Consider the following 21102-nt stretch of genomic DNA (forward strand, 5'->3'; position numbering starts at 1 on the left):
ATTAGCGCCTTTTTTAGTTAGTTAAAAACTTACTTATAGTTTTCGTAAATTTTATCGAGCGGTTCTGATAAACCACTTTCTTGCACTATACGTACATGTTCACGTTTTAATTCGCGTGCACTAGTCACACCACAAGAATGAGCTATTAGGCCAGCTCCGTAATGAATGTATTTATTATAGTTAGCTACTCGCTGCGCTTTATCAGCTACATTTAAACCACGTTGCAAACGCTCGTTATGCGTAGTGATACCCGTCGGACAGGTATCTTTATTACATTGCATTGCCTGAATACAGCCCAGTGCAAACATATGCCCCCGAGCCGATACAACAAAATCAGCACCGAGCGCTAACGCCCAAGCAACCTTTGAAGGAACAATTAATTTACCTGAGGCGATTATTTTAATACGATCTCGCAGCCCATGTTTTTCAAGCATGTTAACTACAAGCGGTAAACTTTCGCGCAGTGGTAAACCAACCGAATCCATAAGCGGTTGTGGTGCTGCGCCCGTACCACCATCAGCACTATCTATGGTAATAAAGTCAGGTGCAGACTCTATACCACGGTGGTTTATTTCAGCGAACAACGTTTCTAACCATCCGTAAGCACCAATTACCGCTTTAAAGCCTGTAGGCTTTCCTGTCGCGTTACGTACAGTGGCAATCATATCGAGAATATCGGCTGGGTTTTTAATTTCAGGATGACCATTGGGGCTAATAGAATCTTGCCCTTCTGGTATACCCCTAATTTTAGCTATTTCGGCGTTGACTTTGCGCCCTGGTAACATACCACCTTTACCTGGTTTTGCGCCTTGGCTCATTTTAAGTTCAAACATTTTTACTTGTTCGTGAGCCGCTATTTCTTTAAGTTTTTCAGTACTTAAATTACCGTGCTCGTCTCGTGCACCATATTTAGCGGTACCAATTTGGAAAACAATATCAGCCCCCCCTTCTAAGTGATAAGGGCTTAACCCCCCTTCACCGGTGTTCATCCAACAACCTGCTAGTTTTGCCCCTTTTGATAAGGCTCGTACAGCTGGCTTTGAAAGCGCACCAAAACTCATACCAGATACATTGAATAACGAGTTGGTTGTGTAAGGTGTTTTACAGTATGGACCCAAAGTAACATTGCTCGGGTCGAGTGCTTCTTCATCTAAAGTAGGAAAAGCACAGTTCATAAACATAACCGTACCTGTTACTTCTAAGCTTTGCGTAGAACCAAACGCAGCTGTACGGTCAACATCTTTTGCTGCACGATAAACCCAGCTTCGCTCTGCGCGGTTAAACGGCATTTCTTCTCTATCTTGAGCAAAAAAGTACTGTCTAAAAAACTCCCCTTGGCGTTCAAAAAAATATCGAAAGCGACCAATAACAGGGTAATTACGTCTAATAGCATGCTTTGTTTGCGTTACATCTCGAATATAAAAAATAATAACAGTAAGCACAACGAACCCGAGTACAACTATAAACATACTTGCAAATATATCGATACTAAACATTATAAAATTGCTCATTTATGACCCTTGGTGATTTTTAAAATAATACCTAATAAATACTGACCGTTTTAATGAACTAAATGGCTCATTATATTTACTAACTTGCTTGCTTAAAATAACAAATACAAACACTTACCAACAAACTAGTAACTTAAATAGCTATAAAAACAACTCAGTACCCATTTTTTAAAATTATACTTATTTACTTTCCAGCTTAACTGATTCATTTTTTATATACATGCGTACTTGTGTTTCTAGCACTGATAAAGGCACTGAACCATGACGTAATATTTGATGATGAAATTCACGAATATCAAAGTTTTTTCCTAGCGCTTGCTCTGCCTCAGCGCGTAAACGCTTAATAGTTAGCTCACCTATTTTGTACGAAAGCGCCTGTGCAGGCCATGTAATATAACGATCGGTTTCGGTTTTAACGTTATGCAACGAAAGCGCTGTATTTTCGCTCATAAAGTTCATGGCACGCTCGCGACTCCAGCCATACGTATGCATACCTGTATCAACAACTAAACGCGCTGCTCGCCACATTTCATACGTCAAACGACCAAAACGGCTATATGGGTCTTGGTAAAAGCCTGCTTCTAAACCTAAATATTCAGAGTAAAGCCCCCAACCTTCGCCAAATGCCGAAAGGTAAGCATCACGACGATAGCTCGGCAGATTTTCAAGCTCTGCATTAAGTGATATCTGTAAATGATGACCTGGCACTGCTTCGTGCAGCGTTAATGCTTCCAAAACATACAAAGGACGCTTATCTAAAGCGTAAGTATTTACCCAATAATACCCTGCTTCATCATCTCGATTAGAGCCTGAATATCGACCGGTTGTGTATTTAGGTGCAATACTGGCCGGTACAGGTGCTACACCATAAGGTTTGCGCGGTAAGGTATGAAATAACTTAGGCAGTTGTGCATCCATTTTTTTAGCAATATAAGATGCTTCTTTTAAAAGCTGCTCTGGTGTTGTAGCGTAAAATTGTGGATCAGTGCGTAAAAAGTGGATAAATTCAGCAAACGTGCCTTTAAAACCTACCTCTGCTATTACGTTTTCCATTTCACTACGAATTCGCTCAACTTCTTTTAAGCCAAGTTCGTGAATCTCTTTAGGTGTCATGTCGGTGGTGGTGTAGTACTTAGCTCTATTTTTATAAAACGCTTCGCCATTAGGTGTTTCTGATATGCCAATACTTGTACGTGCAAAAGGTCGATACTGCTGCGTAAAAAACACTAAGTAACCTTTATAAGATTTTATAACCTCTTTTTTTATAATGATTTTGGCTTTTTGTTGTAGTGCTTTAAATTCACTGTCGCTCAAACCCGCTGTATTAGTTAAAAAAGGTTTATAAAACTCAGATGTAGTTACATCGTCAACAATGTAAGCATTAATTGAATCTTCATAACCTTCCAATACAGCTTTAGGTTGAGTAAGCCCAGTCTCAAGCCCTTTTTTCATCCAATACATGTTTTGCTCAAAAAAGCGCGGAACTTGCGCCAATCGTGCAAGATACACTTGGTAATCTTCCGGGTTTTTATATTGAGAGCTATTTATCATGTACGACAAACCAGAATGAAACCCATATTCAGAGGTGAGCGGCATATAGTGCGCATTAAATACATATTCATCGACACTGTTTTGTACTTGAGCTCGAATAATATCGAAGTTAATTTGATTTTCATCGCTTAGCTTTTCAATATTAATAGTGTCTAATTCAGCAAGTAATCGCGTTTTATTTTTATATTCTTGTGCTAAAAATTCGGGCGATAAATTTGGTAATAAGTAACCTTCAACTCCCTCTAAGTTTCTATAAGGATTAGTACTTTGCCTATAATCGACAATGCTTTTCGCTACTTGGGTGAATTGTTTATTGGCATTTGGTGTTGTTATTTGGCATGCACTCAATGAGCACAAAACCGTGATGCCAAATAAATATTGGCGAAGTGGCTTAATTAAAAAATGATTCATTATAATGTAACTTAGCAGTGTTATTAATTTCACAAAGCTATCGCAGGCTAAATAAATAGCAAGTAAATGAGACCAACTTTAATTAATAAACCTTACTAAAAACAAGTGTATTAAAGTGGAAAGCGACACTAACAGAGTTAATAATAAGCTTAATTGATGAGAAAAACAGCTATCAAGCTGCTAAAGTAAAATTTAAGTTCCCTAACATCTGTTTTTACTTTTAAATAACGCACATAACGATTACTGTAGTAAAAAATAATAAAAAGCTCGGACGCATAACCGCCTCATGGAATGAGATATTCGAATTTGCACTTATGCGTACTTAGTTGGTATTTAAAAAATGATGTTCCATGATTCCATGGCTATTGCACAAGAAAAAATGACCAAAGTGTGTGTTTTTTTAGAGCGTTATGCGCTCCCACCTACGCCGCTGAATTATCAAGTTATTTATGCTTATACCAGTCAAACTAATCTCAAGCTAAATAAAGCTTTAGACCGTGCTATTGCTGTTGAAGACAATATAGATAGCGTTTTAATTGAACAGCTACATTCTGAGTTTTTAAATACTGGGCACAAAGCGCAAGTTAACATGATTCAAAATGTTGATGGTGTTATAAACTCACTTTCTCAAAATTCTCAAGCTACTGAAAAGCAAATAATTCGCTTTGCGGGTCAAGTAAGCGAATGCGTACATTCGCTAGATGAGAACAACATAGAACAAAGCCGTCAAGCGCTTGAAGTACTTCATAATCAAACCGCCGAATTACTCAACCAACATAAGCAATTTAAGCAAGAACTAAGCAAAGCCAAACAACTACACGAAAAAACACAAAAGCACCTAACTCAACTTCGTAAACAGCATATTATTGATAGCCAAACAGGGCTTTATAAGCGCCATTATTTAACGCAACAAACTCAAGTGTGGACTAATCAACAAAAATCTATTTGCGCAATAGCGATTCAAATAGACAACCTTGACCACTTTACTAAAAATTATGGTGATATTATTGGTGAAGTCATTTTGAGTAAGGTAGCTAAGCAAGTGCAAAAATATGTTTTTCAAAGTGGCTTACCTGGTCGCACAGCTAAAGATCAATTTACTGTTTTGCTCGCCGACATCGACCCAGATACGGCCAATGTGATAGCCGAGAAAGTACGAAATGGGGTCGAAAAGCTACGCTTTGTTAGTTCAAAAACAGGTATCAAGCTACCAAGTATTGGCTTATCACTAGGAATTGCACAGCATCAACAAGAAGATGATTTTAATCAGTTAGCAAAAAAAGCATCTCATGCGGCTTTTAAAGCACGTTCATTAGGGCAAAGTAGTTACACTGCAGGGCAATAAATTACCTGATAAATCATATTCAAATTGCACCTACTGCGTACAATAAAGTACACTAACCTCTATTGTCACGATAGAGATTAATCATGAACGAAACCGAACAAAAGACCACGCATTTTGGTTATAAAACAGTAGCCGAGAACGACAAAGCTTCTATGGTTGCTGATGTATTTCACTCAGTAGCTGCAAAATACGATGTAATGAATGATTTAATGTCTTTTGGTGTGCATCGTTTATGGAAACGTCAAACTATTGCAAGCTCAGGTGTTCGTAAAGGCCATCATGTACTCGATTTAGCCGGCGGTACTGGCGACTTAACTGCAAAATTTAGTCAATTAGTTGGCGAAACGGGTCAAGTTGTTTTAGGTGATATAAACTCATCTATGCTTAAAGTTGGTCGTGAAAAACTACATAATCTTGGGTTAGTGGGCAATATAGACTACGTACAAATGAATGCAGAAATGCTGCCGTTCCCAGATAATAGCTTTGATGTGATCACTATTGCCTTTGGCTTACGTAACGTTACCGATAAAGACAAAGCATTACGCTCTATGTACCGCATTTTAAAGCCAGGTGGTCGTTTACTTGTTTTAGAGTTTTCAAAACCAGAGCATGACGTACTTAGTAAAGCTTACGATTTTTACTCATTTAATTTATTGCCTACAATGGGTAAGCTAGTTGCTAACGACAGTGAATCGTATAAGTATTTAGCTGAATCTATTCGTATGCATCCAGATCAAGACACGCTAAAAGCGATGATGGAAGATGCAGGCTTTGAGCAAACAACATACCAAAACCTCACAGGCGGAATTGTTGCGCTGCATCGTGGTTTTAAATATTAAGGCTAGCAGTTATGGCGCTTGAGAAAATAACAAAAAATAATAATGATGCAATGCCATCTGAATTTTTTATGTTACCTAGTTTTGTACTCTCGCTTATTGAGCGTGTACTAAATCAAGCACTTAGCCTTGACCCACAATTATCTCAAAAGCTAAGCGCAGTTAAATATCAGCGCTTAGTGGTTGAAGTAAGAGATTGGCAACAAAGCATCCAACTTGTTTATAGCGCTGAGCAATTACACTTATACAGTGCTCAAAATAATGAAAACGCAGATTGTATGATCAGCGCAGACATAGACACGCTTTTAGCGCTTAAAAACCCAGCTATGCTTACCCAGTTAATTCGCCAAGATAAGCTCGACTTACAAGGCGATTTAAATATTGCGCAAACTTATAGCAATGCGTTTTCAGGCATTGATATTGATTGGCCTGAACAGCTCTCTAGATACATTGGCGATACCCCCGCTCAGCAGTTATATCTGCACTTAAAGAAACTAAAACAAAAGAGCAGCAAAACCAACACTAAAATAAGTACAATGCTTACAAGTTTATGCCAAGATGAGCTCGCAATTACTATTCACCCATTAGAACTTGAGCAATTTAAACAAAAAAATAGAGAACTCAAAGGCCAAGTCGCTGCCGTTGAGCAGCGTATAAATACCTTGTTAAACTCTTTTTCACCTTCAAACACCCGCTAAGGATTTTTTGTGTCGACTGCACGCTTGTATAACATCACCAAAACTTTACTTAGCTATGGGCTAGACGAGCTAATTCCAAAACATAAGATCCCTTGGTTTGGTAGAGTAGCTCGTGGCAGTTTGTTTTGGCTGCGTAATCAGCACAAAGAAAAACCTGCAGGGCTACGCTTACGTTTGGCACTACAAGAGCTTGGTCCTGTTTGGATTAAGTTTGGCCAAATGCTCTCAACTCGTCGTGACTTACTCCCTCATGATATCGCTTTAGAGCTTGCATTTTTACAAGATCAAGTTCAGCCATTTGAAGGCGCACTTGCACAAAAAATTATAGAAAAAGCCCTAGAAATTAACGACATAAGTGAGTTGTTTAGTGAGTTTTCACAAATTCCACTGGCCTCAGCATCTATAGCGCAAGCACATACAGCAAAGCTTATTGATGAGCAAAGCATTGAGCAAGATGTAGTCATTAAGGTTATTAGACCCAATATTTACGAGCAAATTAATGCCGACTTAGCGTTAATGGAAAAGCTCGCTAAGGTACTTGCAAAAGTCCATAACGAATCAAAACGTCTACGCCCCGTTGAAGTGGTTAAAGAATACAAAAAAACACTCCTAGACGAGCTCGACTTAATGCGCGAAGGTGCCAATGGCATTCAACTAAAACGCAATTTTGAAGGCTCTGATTCATTATATATCCCTGCAGTTTACAGTGATTACAGCCGTAGCAATGTGCTGGTAATGGAGCGTATTTACGGTATACCTGTGTCTGATACGGATGCATTACTGGCGCAAAACACTAATATGAAATTACTTGCTGAGCGCGGCGTAGAAGTGTTTTTTACGCAGGTGTTTAGAGACAGCTTTTTTCATGCTGACATGCACCCTGGTAATATATTCGTCTCTCGCGAGCATCCTGAAAATCCAATGTATATCGGTATTGATTGCGGTATAGTTGGTACGTTAAGCAAAGAAGATAAACGCTATTTAGCTGAAAACTTTATCGCCTTTTTTAATCGTGATTATCGCCAAGTTGCACAGCTACACGTAGATTCTGGTTGGGTACCACCAGATACTAGCATTGAAGAATTTGAATTTGCGATTCGCACAGTTTGCGAGCCTATATTTAATAAACCTTTGGCCGAAATTTCATTTGGTCACGTACTCGTAAATCTATTTAATACTGCACGTCGTTTTAACATGCAAGTACAACCGCAATTAGTATTGCTACAAAAAACCTTATTATACGTTGAAGGATTAGGGCGTCAGCTTTACCCGCAACTCGACTTATGGAAAACAGCCAAACCCTTTTTAGAAGATTGGGTGAAGCAGCAAGTTGGACCGCTATCAGTACTGAAGCAAATGTATGCTAACTTGCCATTTTGGGCTGAAAAAATGCCTGAACTACCTGATCTAATTTACCAAAATTTAAAGCGTGCACCACACGCTCATCAACCTCAAGAACAAAAGGTATCTCATAAACCTTTAATATTGAGTTTATTTGGTAGTGCTACAATGATTATGGCAACACTTTGTTATTTACAGCACGATTTAGTAGCTGCAAGCATTGCAATAGCCTTATCTGCTATTAGCTTTATTGCAGCATGGCGCAACGCATAAACTGAGTGCTATTTGCGCTATTGGGCGTATAATTAGTATTTAAAATATACATTTAACCGTTTTATATATTGGAGAAAACCATGGGTTTTGGTGGTATTAGTATTTGGCAATTATTAATTGTTTTAGCGATCATAGTTTTACTTTTTGGCACAAAAAAACTACGCGGTATGGGTGGTGACATTGGAGGCGCTGTTAAAGGCTTCAAAAAAGCAATGTCGGATGATCAAATGAGCGAAAAAGAGAAATCCGAGCAAATTCAACAATCAGAAAAAAACACTGCTGACAACTCAACCGATACTGAAAAAAACAAAGATAACAATAAGGTTTAATTAGTATGGGCATGTGGGAACTTGTTGTTATTTTTATTGTGGGTTTAGTGGTGCTCGGCCCTGAGCGCTTACCTGTTGCGATTAGAACAGTGAGTAAATGGGTTAAAACCGCTAAATCACTTGCCAACTCAGTAAAAGCCGAAGTAAGTGAAGAGCTTCGTATTCATGAGCTGCACGAAAACCTTAAAAAAGCAGAACAGCAAGAATTAAAAGATTTAAGCCCTGAGCTACAAAGTTCATTAACAGAGCTACAAAAAGCGGCGGAGTCAGTTACTCACAGCTACAAAAAAACACAACCTGATACATCAAATAACCAACAACTTGATGAAAAAAAGTGAAATTTATCTCTCACTTTGTGGTCAACTTACTACATGGTATAAAAAATAATGGCTGAGGAAGTAAAATCGGGGTTTGTAGCGCATTTAATTGAGTTACGTGATCGGCTAATAAAAGCACTATTGAGCATTTTAGTTATTTTCATTGCCATAGTATATTTTGCGAATGATATTTACGCCTTTGTTGCACAGCCGTTAGTTTCGCATTTGCCAAGTACTGCGACTATGATTGCAACTGATGTAACTGCACCCTTTTTTGCACCTTTCAAACTTACTTTATTTGTCGCTTTATTTGCGTCGATTCCGTGGATATTGCATCAAATTTGGGGCTTTATAGCACCGGGGTTATATCAGCACGAAAAGAAAATGCTCATGCCCATTCTCGCCTCAAGTATAATATTATTTTATGGCGGCATAGCTTTTTGTTATTTTGTAGTTCTGCCAATTATTTTAGGCTTTTTTACAAGTACCGGCCCAGAGATGATGACTCTTGCCCCCGATATAAGTAGCTATTTAGGGTTTGTATTAAAACTATTTTTTGCATTCGGTGTCGCTTTCGAAATTCCAGTGGCAATTATGTTGCTATGCTGGAGTGGCGCAACAACAACAACAAGCTTAAAAGAAAAGCGCCCTTATATCGTGGTGGGTGTATTTGTAGTGGCAATGTTTTTAACACCGCCTGATGTTTTATCACAAACATTATTAGCATTTCCGATGCTTCTTTTGTTTGAACTAGGTTTAATTTTAGCAAAATTTTATACCGCCAAACCACAAAAAGAATCTGAGGAATAAAATGAAAAAACAACTACTCTCACTATTGGTTTTATTAAGTGCGCCTACTTTTGCTGCGCAAACTGAATTTAATACTCAGGCCCTGCAAGCATGTAGCTTTATTGAAAATGACTTTAACCGATTACTTTGCTATGACAATACAATTGCTGGTAAATCACTAACAAAGCCAACAATAACAAAAACGCTCACTCCACCAACGGCTAACAATGTGCCTCAAGTCGTAGCTGCAGCACCAATTCAAGCAAAGGCAAAAGCTGACAATTTTGGTTTAGAGCATAAAATAGAAGAGCAAGTAGAGAAAGAAACTGAAATAAAAGCCATGATTACATCAATTGATGAAGCTGCTTATGGCGAGTTAATTATTTCACTAGATAACGGCCAACAATGGCGCCAAATTGGCTCTGACAGCATGCGTTTAAAAGAAAATGATACAATTATAATTAGTCGCGGTGCATTCAGCTCTTTCTTACTGAAAAAAGACGGTAAAAACCGCTCTATTCGCGTTAAACGTACTAAGTAATGTCATATACGTTAATTGATGCTGGGGTTAACTTAACTAATCATCAATTTGATGACCAGCATCGTGATGTAATTACCCGCGCAAGCGAAGCCGGGGTTACAAATATGCTTATTATAGGTTGTGATATTGCAAGTAGTCAGCAATCACTTGAACTTGCGATAAAACATCTTCAATATTCTACGGCGGGTGTCCACCCGCATGATGCTAAATCGGCGACGAATGAATTAGAAGTACAATTAACTGCACTTGCAAACAATAAGCAAGTCATAGCGATTGGTGAATGCGGCCTTGATTATAACCGTGACTTTTCACCTCGCGATGTACAGCGTAGTGTTTTTAGACGCCACCTAGTGCTTGCCGAAAAATTAGATTTACCTGTTTACTTACATGAACGTGATGCAAGTGACGATATGTTGAGCATTCTAAAAGAGTTTAATATTCGCGGTGTGCTTCATTGCTTTACGGGTAACTCAGTAGCTCTTAAGCAATATTTAGATTTAGGTCTGTATATTGGTATAACAGGTTGGGTATGTGATGAAAGGCGTGGTAAAGATTTACAACAACTAGTGCCTAGTATTCCTCTAGATCGATTATTAATAGAAACTGACGCGCCATTTTTAATTCCACGAACAGTTAAGCCAAAACCTAAATCGCGTAAAAATGAACCTGCCCTGCTTCCTTATATCTGTCAAACGGTTGCACAACTTTATCAAATAGATGAAGAAGTTGTAGCCCGTAAAACTACAGAAAATTTTCACCGTGTTTTTGGTTTAGAAGATCGTTAATGGCCTATGCAAAGGCACTTTTAAGCCTATTGGTATTCCTTTGCACTTTTTGCTCTTTCGCAAACCCGGTAATAATAAAACACGATTTTAACTCTCAAAACATCAATAATCTGTATTACTCTTTTGAACCAACATCGCTATTAAGTGCACAACAAAGTGGCCATATACAGTGGCTAAAAAACACAGGAAAACCTCTTAATTTAGGACTAGAGCAGCGTTCTGTGTGGATAAAATTTAAAATAAAAAACACGCTTAGTTATAATACCGAACAACTGTTGTCACTAAACAACCCTCTGCTAAACGACGTTCAAGTATATCAGTTACATAACTCGCAATTAATTTCTCACACCCAAATTGGCGATGCATACCCCCTTGATAAACGTGCGATTAAGAGTGAATCTTTATTAGTTAAATTAATTAGCCCTGCAAATAGCGAAACCATTATTATTATGAGAGTGACGAATAGCTCCGGCTTGCGAGTCCCTTTAACGCTGTGGCAACCAGAAGCTTATTTGGCACATAAAGGTAAACTTAATTTACTCTATGGCTTATTGATTGGTTTTATATTTTCTTTAGGTGTGAGTTGCTTAGTTTTATATAGTTTTTCACGTAAACGTTATTTTGTTTATGCTGGTTTAATTACCCTCACATTAGGTAGTTTATTAGCCTACATTTGTGGCTTTGGCCTAAAATATATTCATCCTAATTTGCCAGCATTACAGCAAGTTATGATCCCTGTATTACTTATGCTTATTGCTTTAATGTTTTTGCCTTTACAAAAGCAAATTTGCCATCCAAAGCCCTCTTTTTTACTAACGGTTCAAAAAGTGGTAGTTAACGCATTAGGTGTCTCGTTATTATTTATTTGGCTATTTCCAAACCATATAGTGACACTATTTTGCTTAACTACTATCCCAATCGTTTTAGGCTTTTATATTGCAACTACACTTATGTGCATACGTTTATCACCTTCTAAACCTAATAAAGCGCTACTGCTCGTATTAGTTTTTTTCTTGGTGGTGATGCTTTATTTTATTGTTGCAGTAATAGGGCTATACGCCTTTGACAGAAGTACATTAGCATTTGTATTTACATGCTTTTTTAGCTGCACATTTTGTCTATGCTACAGTGTAATGAAGTTATTTATTTTGCAACGTGATGAAGAAGTAATTGCTCAGCAAACCTTGATTGCTGAAAATGCGGCTCAAGATACGCTACTTAAAGAGCGCTTAAAGTTACAAGAAAAAACACGCCAAGAACTCGAATCACAAGTCGACGAACGCACCTTTGAATTACAAATTACACTCAGAGAACTTGAAGAAAAAAACCGCTCACTTGAGTTACTCAATACCGAAGACGCTTTAACCGGAATAAAAAACAGACGCTTTTTTGATAAAAAGCTAATAATGGAGCTTCGTCGGTCTCGCCGTGAACAAACGCCGCTTAGTATTGTTATGCTTGATATAGACCGATTCAAAAGCATTAACGATACATACGGACACATAATTGGCGATCAAGTTATTAAAGCTGTATCTGACCTTATAAAAGATCATTTAAAGCGACCACTCGATGAAGTTGCTCGTTATGGCGGTGAAGAGTTTGTGGTGCTATTACCTAATACCCCCAGCGAAGGTGCACAAGACATAGCTGAAAAAATACGAGCAGCTATCTCAGCCAGTACAGTAACGGTTGCCAATAATGATATTCAATTTACAATTAGCGCTGGTGTATACACCAGCATTGCTGATGATGTTAGCAATCCTCAAATTTTTACTGAGTGCGCCGACAAAGCACTTTATTACGCAAAGCAACATGGCCGTAATCAAGTAATCACTTTTCCATTACCACAGTAGGAGCATATTAATATGGCCCAATCAGGATTAGACCTTTTCCCGTATACTCGCATGCGCAGAATGCGCCGCAGCGACTTTTCTCGCCGCTTAATGGCCGAAAACCAACTTAGCGTAAACGATTTAATTTACCCTGTATTTGTACTTGAAGGTAAAAATCGCCGCGAAGCAATTGAATCAATGCCTGGTATTGAACGTCTATCGATAGATTTACTATTGCTTGAGGCAAAAGAACTTGTTGAACTTGGCGTACCTGCCGTTGCTATTTTTCCGGTAACCCCTGCGGACAAAAAATCACTATTTGCCGAAGAAGCATATAATGACGATGGCTTAGTGCAACGTACTGTTCGCGCTTTAAAAGAAGCCTTTCCTGAGTTGGGTGTAATTACTGATGGTGCACTTGATCCATTCACGACGCACGGTCAAGACGGCATTATTGATGACACAGGCTATGTAATAAACGACGTAACCACCGAAATTTTAGTTAAACAAGCACTCTCGCATGCAGAAGCGGGCGCCGATGTAATTGCCCCTTCGGACATGATGGATGGCCGTATTGCTGCAATTCGTGAAGCACTTGAAGCTGATGGGTTTGTGCATACCCGTATTATGGCCTACTCAGCTAAATACGCATCTAGCTACTATGGCCCATTTAGAGATGCAATAGGTTCTGCTGGGAACTTAAAAGGTGCCGATAAAAAAACCTACCAAATGGACCCTGCAAACTCTGATGAAGCAATACGTGAGGTCGCATTAGACTTACAAGAAGGCGCTGATATGGTCATGGTTAAGCCTGGCATGCCTTATTTAGATATTGTACGTCGTGTTAAAGACGAGTTTGGTGTACCTACTTTCGCATATCAGGTAAGTGGCGAGTATGCAATGCACAAAGCAGCTATTGATAACGGTTGGTTAAGTGAGGAAGCTACTATAATGGAGTCTTTACTTGCATTTAAGCGTGCAGGCGCCGATGGAATATTGACCTATTTTGCTAAGCAAGCCGCACAATACCTAGCTAAAAAGTAAGGTTTTTATAAAAAGGCGGTTAAATCGCCTTTTGTTTACATTCGTTTACATTTTTGTATTATTTTCGTCATATTTATTCTCTAAACTGGTGTCCCATTTTGGGATTAATACACGGGAATAATAAAAAAATGTTTAAAACAAAAATAACACCACTCGCACTTGTTATAGCAAGTCTCAGTGCACCAGCCTCTGCAGATCTAATCATTTCAGAATACATAGAGGGAAGCAGTAATAATAAAGCAATTGAGCTTTATAATAATGCACCTACCTCAATAGTACTTGATGGATACACATTAGGACTGTATTCAAACGGTAGCGATACTGTAGGAAATTCTATTGCTTTAACAGGTGAATTAGCTGCAAATACAACATACGTAATTGCCAACTCCGGCGCAATTGAAGACATACTAAGTATTTCCGATACTACTAGCACTGTTACATTTTACAACGGTGACGATGCTCTTGTGTTAACAAAAGATGGTATTGTAGTCGATAGCTTTGGTCAAGTGGGTGTAGATCCAGGGTCATTTTGGTCTGATGCCTCAGCACAAACGCAAAACAAAACACTCCGTAGAAAAGACAGTATTACAACAGGCCGCACTGATTCAACATCAGCGTTTAGCCCTAGCGATGAATGGGTTCAATTTGATATAGATACATTCGATGGATTAGGTTCTCATTCTGGTTCTGAAGGCAGTGCTCCTGAACCAATTCCAGAACCAGAACCACTTGAACCACTTGTTTGTGGCGCAGAAAAAGTACTAATTAACGCTATACAAGGCGATAGCTCTGCAAGCCCGCTTGTTAATACTTTAGTAGAGTTTGAGGGTATTGTAACCGCAGACTTCCAAGATGATGATCAATTAAAAGGCTTTTTTGTTAGCTCACTTGCTGCTGACATAGATGCAAATCCTCTCACCTCTGAAGGTGTATTTGTTTATTTTGCAGATATTGACGTAAACGTAGGCGACCATGTACGTGTACAAGGTACTGTAGAAGAATATTTTGATGCAACACAAATCGGCAGTGTTAGCCAAGTTGCCGTATGTGGCACTGGTTTAGCTGCAGCAGCTACAAAAATCACTTTACCTTTAGCTGATACAACTGATTTAGAAGCTTTTGAAGGTATGTTAGTTACATTAGAACAACCATTAGTAGTAACTAATAACTTTGGCCTTGGTCGATATGGTGAAGTTGAATTAGCAACAGAACGCTTGTATCAAGGTACCCAAGTTGCATTACCTGGAGATGCAGCTAATGCAGTTGAAACTGAAAATCTACTTAAAAAGATTTTACTAGATGATGGCTCTACAGTACAAAACTTAGACCCTACAGCCTACCCAACTCCAGGCTTATCAGCAGAAAATACATTACGTACTGGCGATACAGTTAATACGGTTACGGGGGCACTTGCTTATAGCTTTAGCCTTTACAGAATCCACCCAACTGTAGCACCTTCGTTTATTGCAACAAATGCACGTGAAAATGCGCCTAAACTTAATGCTGAAGCAGATTTACGTGTAGCTAGCTTTAACGTACTTAATTACTTTAATGGTGATGGCCAAGGCGGAGGGTTCCCGACAGCCCGAGGTGCAGATTCAGAAGCTGAATTTACTCGCCAAGAAGCTAAAATTGTAAGTGCCATTAGCGCTATCCAGGCCGATGTTGTTGGTTTAATGGAAATTGAAAATGATGGTTTTGGCGAATTTAGTGCAATTGCAAGCTTAGTAGATGCATTAAATGACGCTGATAGTGCTAACAACTATGCATTTGTTGATTTTAACGTAGATCAAATTGGTACCGATGCAATTACTACCGCACTTATCTATCGTGCTAACAAAGTAGAAGAAATAGGTACTGCTGCTATTACGACTGAGGCTCCATTTGATTTTAGTAACCGTGCTCCAATTGCACAAAGCTTTAAATCATTAGAAACTGATGAAGTATTTACTGTTGCTGTGTCACACCTTAAATCTAAAAGCTGTGGTAGTGCTTCTGGAAACAATGCAGATTCAGGTGATGGACAAGGCTGTTGGAATGAAATACGCACAGAAGGTGCTAATGCATTCGCAAATTGGCTTGATAGCAAACCAACCGGTGTTGACGACGAAGATACTATTTTAGTCGGCGATATGAATGCTTACGCAATGGAAGATCCTATACGTGCATTTGCTGATAAAGGCTACAAAAATGTAGTTGCAGAAATTGATGGTGATACGCTTGGTTATTCTTACAGTTTTTCTGGTCGCGCAGGTAGTTTAGATCATGCAGTAGCTACCCAATCACTACTTAGCAAAATTGTCGCAGCAACAGATTGGCACATCAACGCAGATGAACCTATTTCTCTTGATTACAATGTAGAGTTTAAAAGCGAAGGTCAACAATCTAGTTTGTATTCTGAAAGTGCATACCGCGCATCAGATCACGACCCTGTAATTATTGATATTAAATCTGAAATCACTTTAACACCTGAAGAACAAACGCCAGTTATTAAAGCTGATCAAGTTTTTGCAGTCGATGAAAACAGCGCAATTGGAACAATTATCGGCACACTCGATTTTAGTGATCCAAATGCCGATGAATCACCAGTTGTTAAATTTATTACATCTGATAATGACAGCGTTTCTATTAACAATCAGGGGCAGCTAATTGTTGCTGGAGAGATTGATTACGAATTTGAAAATCGTATTACTTTAACAGTGCAAGCTCAGGATAGCGTGGGTAACTTATCTAACGTTGAAAAAGTAGCCGTGAAAGTAAATAACTTACGCTCAGATGATGATAATGATGCAGGTTCATTATTATGGTTATCACTTCTTTTAGCACCACTATCAATAGTGCGTCGATTTAAAAAGAAATAACTAAGTTAAATCTAAACATTTGAAAGCCGCTCTTGCGGCTTTTTTATTTTATACAAATGTAATTCAGACAAGCTTCATTAAACCCCCCGTAATATGTTCAGACGATCTGTGAATCTTCTAGTAATTAATCAGTAACAACTACATACATTTGAGTGAATTTTACACAACAAAACCTCAGTGAATTATGTATATAAATATTACCTATTGAAAAATATGAACTTTTATTAAGGTTTAAATTTTGCTCTAAGTTATTTAGAAGATACTTACAAAATAAAATCAATATTTACCCTAAACGTAAAAATAAGTCGTGTTTTTATAAAGGAATGAGAATGAAACAACTAACCCAAAATCTGCCTAAATGGCAAAAGAAGTCAGCACCACTACTGGGTCTACTTATTATTTTTTCGACTTGGGGCAATAGCAACCAAGCGATTGCTGCAACCGTTGATGTAGCAATCCCACAAAGTAGCTTATTTGACGTAATTAGCGCCCGCGCTAAAAAGTTAGCAAGCGAAGAATACGTGGCGCCTAAAAACATTGAGCTTGAAGCACTTAACAATATTGATTATCAAGATTACCGTTCAATTCGATTTAAAAAAGACAAAGCAGTATGGAAAGATGAAGGCCTGTACGAGCTGCAATTATTCCATCCTGGTTTTTTATATAAAACACCTGTGACAATAAATACCGTTGATAGCGACTCTAAACGCAGTCGCTTACCTTTCAGTACCGACTTTTACCAATACGATGGCACTGCTGCACCACTACAAGAAGAAATAGCTAAAAGTGTTGCGGATACTCAACTAGGCCATGCTGGATTTCGCTTACATTACCCGTTAAATACTAACGAGTATAAAGACGAAGTAATGGTATTTCAGGGAGCATCGTATTTTAGAGTCGTTGGCCCTCAGCAAGTTTATGGATTATCAGCTAGAGGCCTTGCCATTGATACAGCAGAAAATTCGGGTGAAGAATTTCCAATGTTCAAAGAATTCTGGTTAGTTAAACCAAAGGCCGACCAAACCCAAATCACCATTTTTGCATTATTAGATAGCCCATCTATATCGGGTGCATACAAGTTTAGTGTTGACCCTACAACTAATATGCTAGTTGATGTTGATATGCAGATATTTGCGCGTAAAGATATTAAAAAGCTAGGTGTAGCTCCACTAACGAGTATGTTTTACCACGGTGAAAACAGTACCAAATTTTTTGATGACTATCGCCCTGAAGTTCATGACTCAGATGGCCTATTAACTCAATCAGCTGATGATAAATGGGTATGGCGCCCTCTTAACAACCCTTCACAGCTAAGTGTAACTTCGTTTTCATATAATAATCCAAAAGGTTTTGGGTTAGCTCAACGAGACCGAGACTTTAATAACTACCTGGACACAGAAGCACATTACCACAACCGCCCTAGCCTATGGATCGAACCACAAGGTGAATGGGGAAGTGGCCGTGTAGAACTTGTAGAAATACCTACTGATACAGAAACTAACGACAATATCGTAAGTTACTGGGTACCAGAAAAGCCAATGAAAGCCGGTGATTCATTAAAGCTAAGCTACAAAATGACGACCTTTAATGCAGTTTTAACTCAGCACGAGAAAGCGAGAGTACTGCGCACAAGGATCGGTAGCGCCGCTTTACCAGGTGAAGACAATCCACCACCAAAAAGCCATCGCCAATTTACTGTTGATTTTACTGGGTCAGAAATAAATCAACTCTCTGAACAGTTAAAGCTAGATGCCGACATTCAACTTACAACAGGCGAAGTAACCGACGTGAATGTACAAAAACTGCCTGATTCACGAGGATGGCGTGTAGCCTTTAAAATTGCACCACAGGACGATCAACCCGTTGATATGCGTTTATCGTTAAAACTACGTGATAAAGAAATTAGCGAGGTATGGAGTTATGTTTGGTACCCAAATGACATCAAGTAATAAAGGTAAGGGCACTCCAATGCCATTCAAAACATTAAGAGTTTGGCTATTTGCTATTGCAGCGCTTGGCACATCTGGCTACGGCATATCTATTATGTTTGAGATTTTAAGCTCAAACGGTATGACATTACTTGAGTATGCTCTTTTAGTATTATTCTCAATCACTTTTGCCTGGATTGTAACGGCATTTTGTAGTGGAACAATCGGCTTTGTATTACAGCTATTACGAATTGACCCACTTACGCTAAAGCGTATTAAACCAATTGAGTTCAATAGTGAGGCAATTAACGCCCAAAAAACCGCCGTTGTAATGCCTATTTACAACGAAGACACCCACCGTGTTATCGCGGGCTTTGAAGTTAGTCTGCAATCGTTAAAAGAAACAGGTCAACTTGCAAACTTCGATTTTTATCTATTAAGCGACACGCAAGACCCAGAAATAGCTAAAAACGAGCTAAGTGCATGGCATGCATTGTGTGAACGTTTAGGTGATACGACTAAAAACGTTTTTTATCGTCGTCGCGAAGATAACAAACACCGTAAGGTAGGTAACCTAACCAACTTTTGTGAGCGCTGGGGCAGCCAGTACGACCATATGATTGTGCTTGATGCAGATAGCGTAATGACCGGAAAATGTATGCTAGAGCTTACTACAAGTATGCTCAACAACCCACAAGCAGGCCTGATCCAAACTATTCCGATCCCTGTTCGTCAAGATACCTTTTTTGGCCGTTTTTTACAGTTTGCGTCAGTGCTATATAGCCCAATGCTCGCTACTGGCTCTGCTTTTTGGCAAACTGATAAAGCCAACTACTGGGGTCATAATGCAATCATTAGAGTTGAAGCATTTATAACGTGCTGTGGCTTGCCAACACTAAAAGGTAATGCACCTTTTGGCGGCGAAATTTTAAGTCATGACTTTGTAGAAGCTTCACTACTTCACAGTGCTGGTTGGGATGTATTGTTGCTATCAGATATTGAAGGCAGCTATGAAGAAGTACCAAGTAACATTCTAGACTACGCTGTACGCGATAGACGCTGGGTGCAAGGTAATATTCAGCACTTAGGTTTATTGTCATCATCAAAATTAAAATTAATGAGTAAGCTGCACTTTTTACTTGGTGCGACAGCCTATATTTCATCACTAATTTGGCTCTCAATGCTAGCGCTAAGTACTATTGATGCAGTAACGCGCGCATTAAATAGTGATGTGTACTTTAACCGTGTTTATCAATTATTCCCTACATGGCAAATAGCTAAAACCGATCTGATTGATTCACTCTTGTATTTAACTATTGTTATTTTATTAATGCCTAAACTAATGGGCATAATAGTAACCTTAATACATAGAAGCAAACGCTTTGGTGGTTCAATTAAGCTCATACTAGGTTCAATCATTGAAACCGTATTTGCTATTATTGTTGCCCCATTAATGATGGTATTTCATGCTTACTTTGTACTTTGTGTGTTTTTAGGTAAAAAAGTGAAGTGGGATGCACAACCGCGCGAAGGTCGTATGGTTCCGTGGAAAGAGGCGTTTGGTTATACGTTATTCTCAACTATTGTGGCTATTGCATGGGGTTGTACGGCTTACTACTTCACGCCAGTATTCTTTTGGTGGTTATCACCTATATTGCTGGGCTTAGTATTAGGCGCTCCGATTATCCGTTATACCAGTAGCATTAAACTCGGTGTACAACTAAGAAAATTAGGTATATTTATTTGCCCTAGTGAAGTTGATAACGACTCAACTCTAGAAGCACTTAAAATACATCTAAAAGAAATTTCGGTACCAAAGGAAGGTGCTTATCCACAAACAATACCGGCACTACCACAAGAGCAGTTGGTAACAATGCCTATCCAGTCTTTTAAGAAGCCACGCAGGCTAAAGATGAAAGCGCTAAAAGCTAAGGCTATAAAAAAGTTTAATTAGCGCGTTATAAAATACAAAAACAAAAAAGGAGCGATTAATCGCTCCTTTTTGCTATCTAAATTAAAGATCAAGCATTGCATTTATCGCTAATATTTTCAATTTTGTTAGCTAACTTATTGCAGTACATTTTACAAATAGCTGATTGCGTTTCATCATCAAGTTGCCAGTTATAAAAATGGAACGTTTTACCATTATCTAACTCCACCTTAAAAATGGTGAAAAGAAAAAACGAACTAAATGATACGCAACTAATTTCCTCGCTATTGATATAACGCTTTGTGCATAAACGCGTATAACAAATGCCTGCTTTATAACAATGTAAAAAACGAAGATGAGGAATATTAAAAGTAGTAATAATCAGTAGAGCTGGCATTACAGTGAGAAAAACAATTTTTAGGTTCACAGAAAATATAATATGAATTAAAAATATTAAGCTGAATGCTAAAACGCATTTTGTAAATTGTAGCCACCAGTTTGGTGCTAATTTAATAGATTTCATGATCGTTACGTCTTATATAGAATTAATAGCAAACGTCTCTGCTGCGGAGACTTCCTTATCTGACTTTAGAGCTCTAGTCTAAAAGTGCTAGTATTCTACATTACGTATTTAGATGCATCAATAGAAGTTCTTAAAATTCATGCAGTTACATTTACTTTACAATTAACCTCTTATAAACCAACCAATTAAGTGATTGAGGTAAATAAATTGCTCTCTAGCACCTTTTTATTAATTAGTAACATAGGACTAATTAATAA

16 protein-coding genes are annotated in these 21102 nt (G+C 38.4%); 14 read left to right on the forward strand and 2 right to left on the reverse strand.

Going from position 1 to position 21102, the window contains the following annotated elements:
- Window positions 1-29: 29 nt before the first annotated feature.
- Together CXF76_RS04060 and CXF76_RS04065 are read right to left on the reverse strand one after the other, a co-directional pair.
- The gene (locus CXF76_RS04060; RefSeq protein WP_024589465.1) at window positions 30-1511 is read right to left on the reverse strand and encodes an FMN-binding glutamate synthase family protein; all 1482 of its coding nucleotides are present in this window, start codon (window positions 1509-1511) and stop codon (window positions 30-32) included.
- A gap of 180 nt (window positions 1512-1691) precedes the next feature.
- The gene (locus tag CXF76_RS04065; RefSeq protein WP_101163097.1) at window positions 1692-3473 is read right to left on the reverse strand and encodes a DUF885 domain-containing protein; all 1782 of its coding nucleotides are present in this window, start codon (window positions 3471-3473) and stop codon (window positions 1692-1694) included.
- Window positions 3474-3831: 358 nt separating this feature from the next.
- On the opposite strand from CXF76_RS04065, the gene CXF76_RS04070 reads away from it, so the two are divergent.
- From CXF76_RS04070 to mdoH, 14 genes are all read left to right on the forward strand, one after another.
- Window positions 3832-4818 (forward strand): GGDEF domain-containing protein, encoded by a 987-nt coding sequence (locus tag CXF76_RS04070; protein ID WP_024589467.1) that lies wholly within the window; start codon window positions 3832-3834, stop codon window positions 4816-4818.
- 83 nt (window positions 4819-4901) lie between these two features.
- Window positions 4902-5657: a bifunctional demethylmenaquinone methyltransferase/2-methoxy-6-polyprenyl-1,4-benzoquinol methylase UbiE gene (gene ubiE / locus CXF76_RS04075; RefSeq protein WP_024589468.1), complete on the forward strand. Its 756-nt coding sequence runs from the start codon at window positions 4902-4904 to the stop codon at window positions 5655-5657.
- Between the two features lie 11 nt (window positions 5658-5668).
- Window positions 5669-6352, forward strand: coding sequence for a ubiquinone biosynthesis accessory factor UbiJ (locus CXF76_RS04080; RefSeq protein ID WP_101163098.1), 684 nt, complete (start codon window positions 5669-5671; stop codon window positions 6350-6352).
- A gap of 9 nt (window positions 6353-6361) precedes the next feature.
- On the forward strand, window positions 6362-7966 hold the full coding sequence (ubiB, locus tag CXF76_RS04085) for a ubiquinone biosynthesis regulatory protein kinase UbiB (protein ID WP_101163099.1): 1605 nt from the start codon (window positions 6362-6364) through the stop codon (window positions 7964-7966).
- An 80-nt stretch (window positions 7967-8046) separates the two neighbouring features.
- The gene (tatA, locus tag CXF76_RS04090; protein ID WP_004334954.1) at window positions 8047-8295 is read left to right on the forward strand and encodes a Sec-independent protein translocase subunit TatA; all 249 of its coding nucleotides are present in this window, start codon (window positions 8047-8049) and stop codon (window positions 8293-8295) included.
- A 5-nt stretch (window positions 8296-8300) separates the two neighbouring features.
- Window positions 8301-8633 (forward strand): Sec-independent protein translocase protein TatB, encoded by a 333-nt coding sequence (gene tatB / locus CXF76_RS04095; protein WP_024589471.1) that lies wholly within the window; start codon window positions 8301-8303, stop codon window positions 8631-8633.
- 48 nt (window positions 8634-8681) lie between these two features.
- Complete coding sequence (gene tatC, locus CXF76_RS04100; protein WP_024589472.1) at window positions 8682-9422, forward strand: twin-arginine translocase subunit TatC; 741 nt, start codon at window positions 8682-8684, stop codon at window positions 9420-9422.
- A 1-nt stretch (window position 9423) separates the two neighbouring features.
- Window positions 9424-9942, forward strand: a complete 519-nt coding sequence (locus tag CXF76_RS04105) for a hypothetical protein (RefSeq protein WP_024589473.1) — start codon at window positions 9424-9426, stop codon at window positions 9940-9942.
- On the forward strand, window positions 9942-10727 hold the full coding sequence (locus tag CXF76_RS04110) for a TatD family hydrolase (RefSeq protein WP_024589474.1): 786 nt from the start codon (window positions 9942-9944) through the stop codon (window positions 10725-10727). Before CXF76_RS04105 ends, CXF76_RS04110 begins: the two co-directional genes overlap by 1 nt.
- Window positions 10727-12580 carry a sensor domain-containing diguanylate cyclase gene (locus CXF76_RS04115; protein ID WP_024589475.1) on the forward strand — a complete coding sequence of 618 codons (1854 nt, stop codon included), beginning with the start codon at window positions 10727-10729 and terminating at the stop codon, window positions 12578-12580. Before CXF76_RS04110 ends, CXF76_RS04115 begins: the two co-directional genes overlap by 1 nt.
- A gap of 12 nt (window positions 12581-12592) precedes the next feature.
- A complete protein-coding gene (gene hemB / locus CXF76_RS04120; RefSeq protein ID WP_007579839.1) occupies window positions 12593-13603 on the forward strand; it encodes a porphobilinogen synthase in 1011 nt (336 codons plus the stop codon).
- Window positions 13604-13731: 128 nt separating this feature from the next.
- A complete protein-coding gene (locus CXF76_RS04125) occupies window positions 13732-16464 on the forward strand; it encodes an ExeM/NucH family extracellular endonuclease (protein ID WP_101163100.1) in 2733 nt (910 codons plus the stop codon).
- Window positions 16465-16793: 329 nt separating this feature from the next.
- Window positions 16794-18413, forward strand: a complete 1620-nt coding sequence (locus CXF76_RS04130) for a glucan biosynthesis protein G (protein ID WP_024589477.1) — start codon at window positions 16794-16796, stop codon at window positions 18411-18413.
- Complete coding sequence (gene mdoH / locus CXF76_RS04135; RefSeq protein ID WP_101163101.1) at window positions 18385-20346, forward strand: glucans biosynthesis glucosyltransferase MdoH; 1962 nt, start codon at window positions 18385-18387, stop codon at window positions 20344-20346. The genes CXF76_RS04130 and mdoH overlap by 29 nt, the downstream gene beginning before the upstream one ends.
- The last annotated feature ends 756 nt before the right edge of the window (window positions 20347-21102 follow it).

This window comes from Pseudoalteromonas sp. 78C3 (assembly GCF_002836695.1).
GTDB lineage: Bacteria > Pseudomonadota > Gammaproteobacteria > Enterobacterales > Alteromonadaceae > Pseudoalteromonas > Pseudoalteromonas arctica.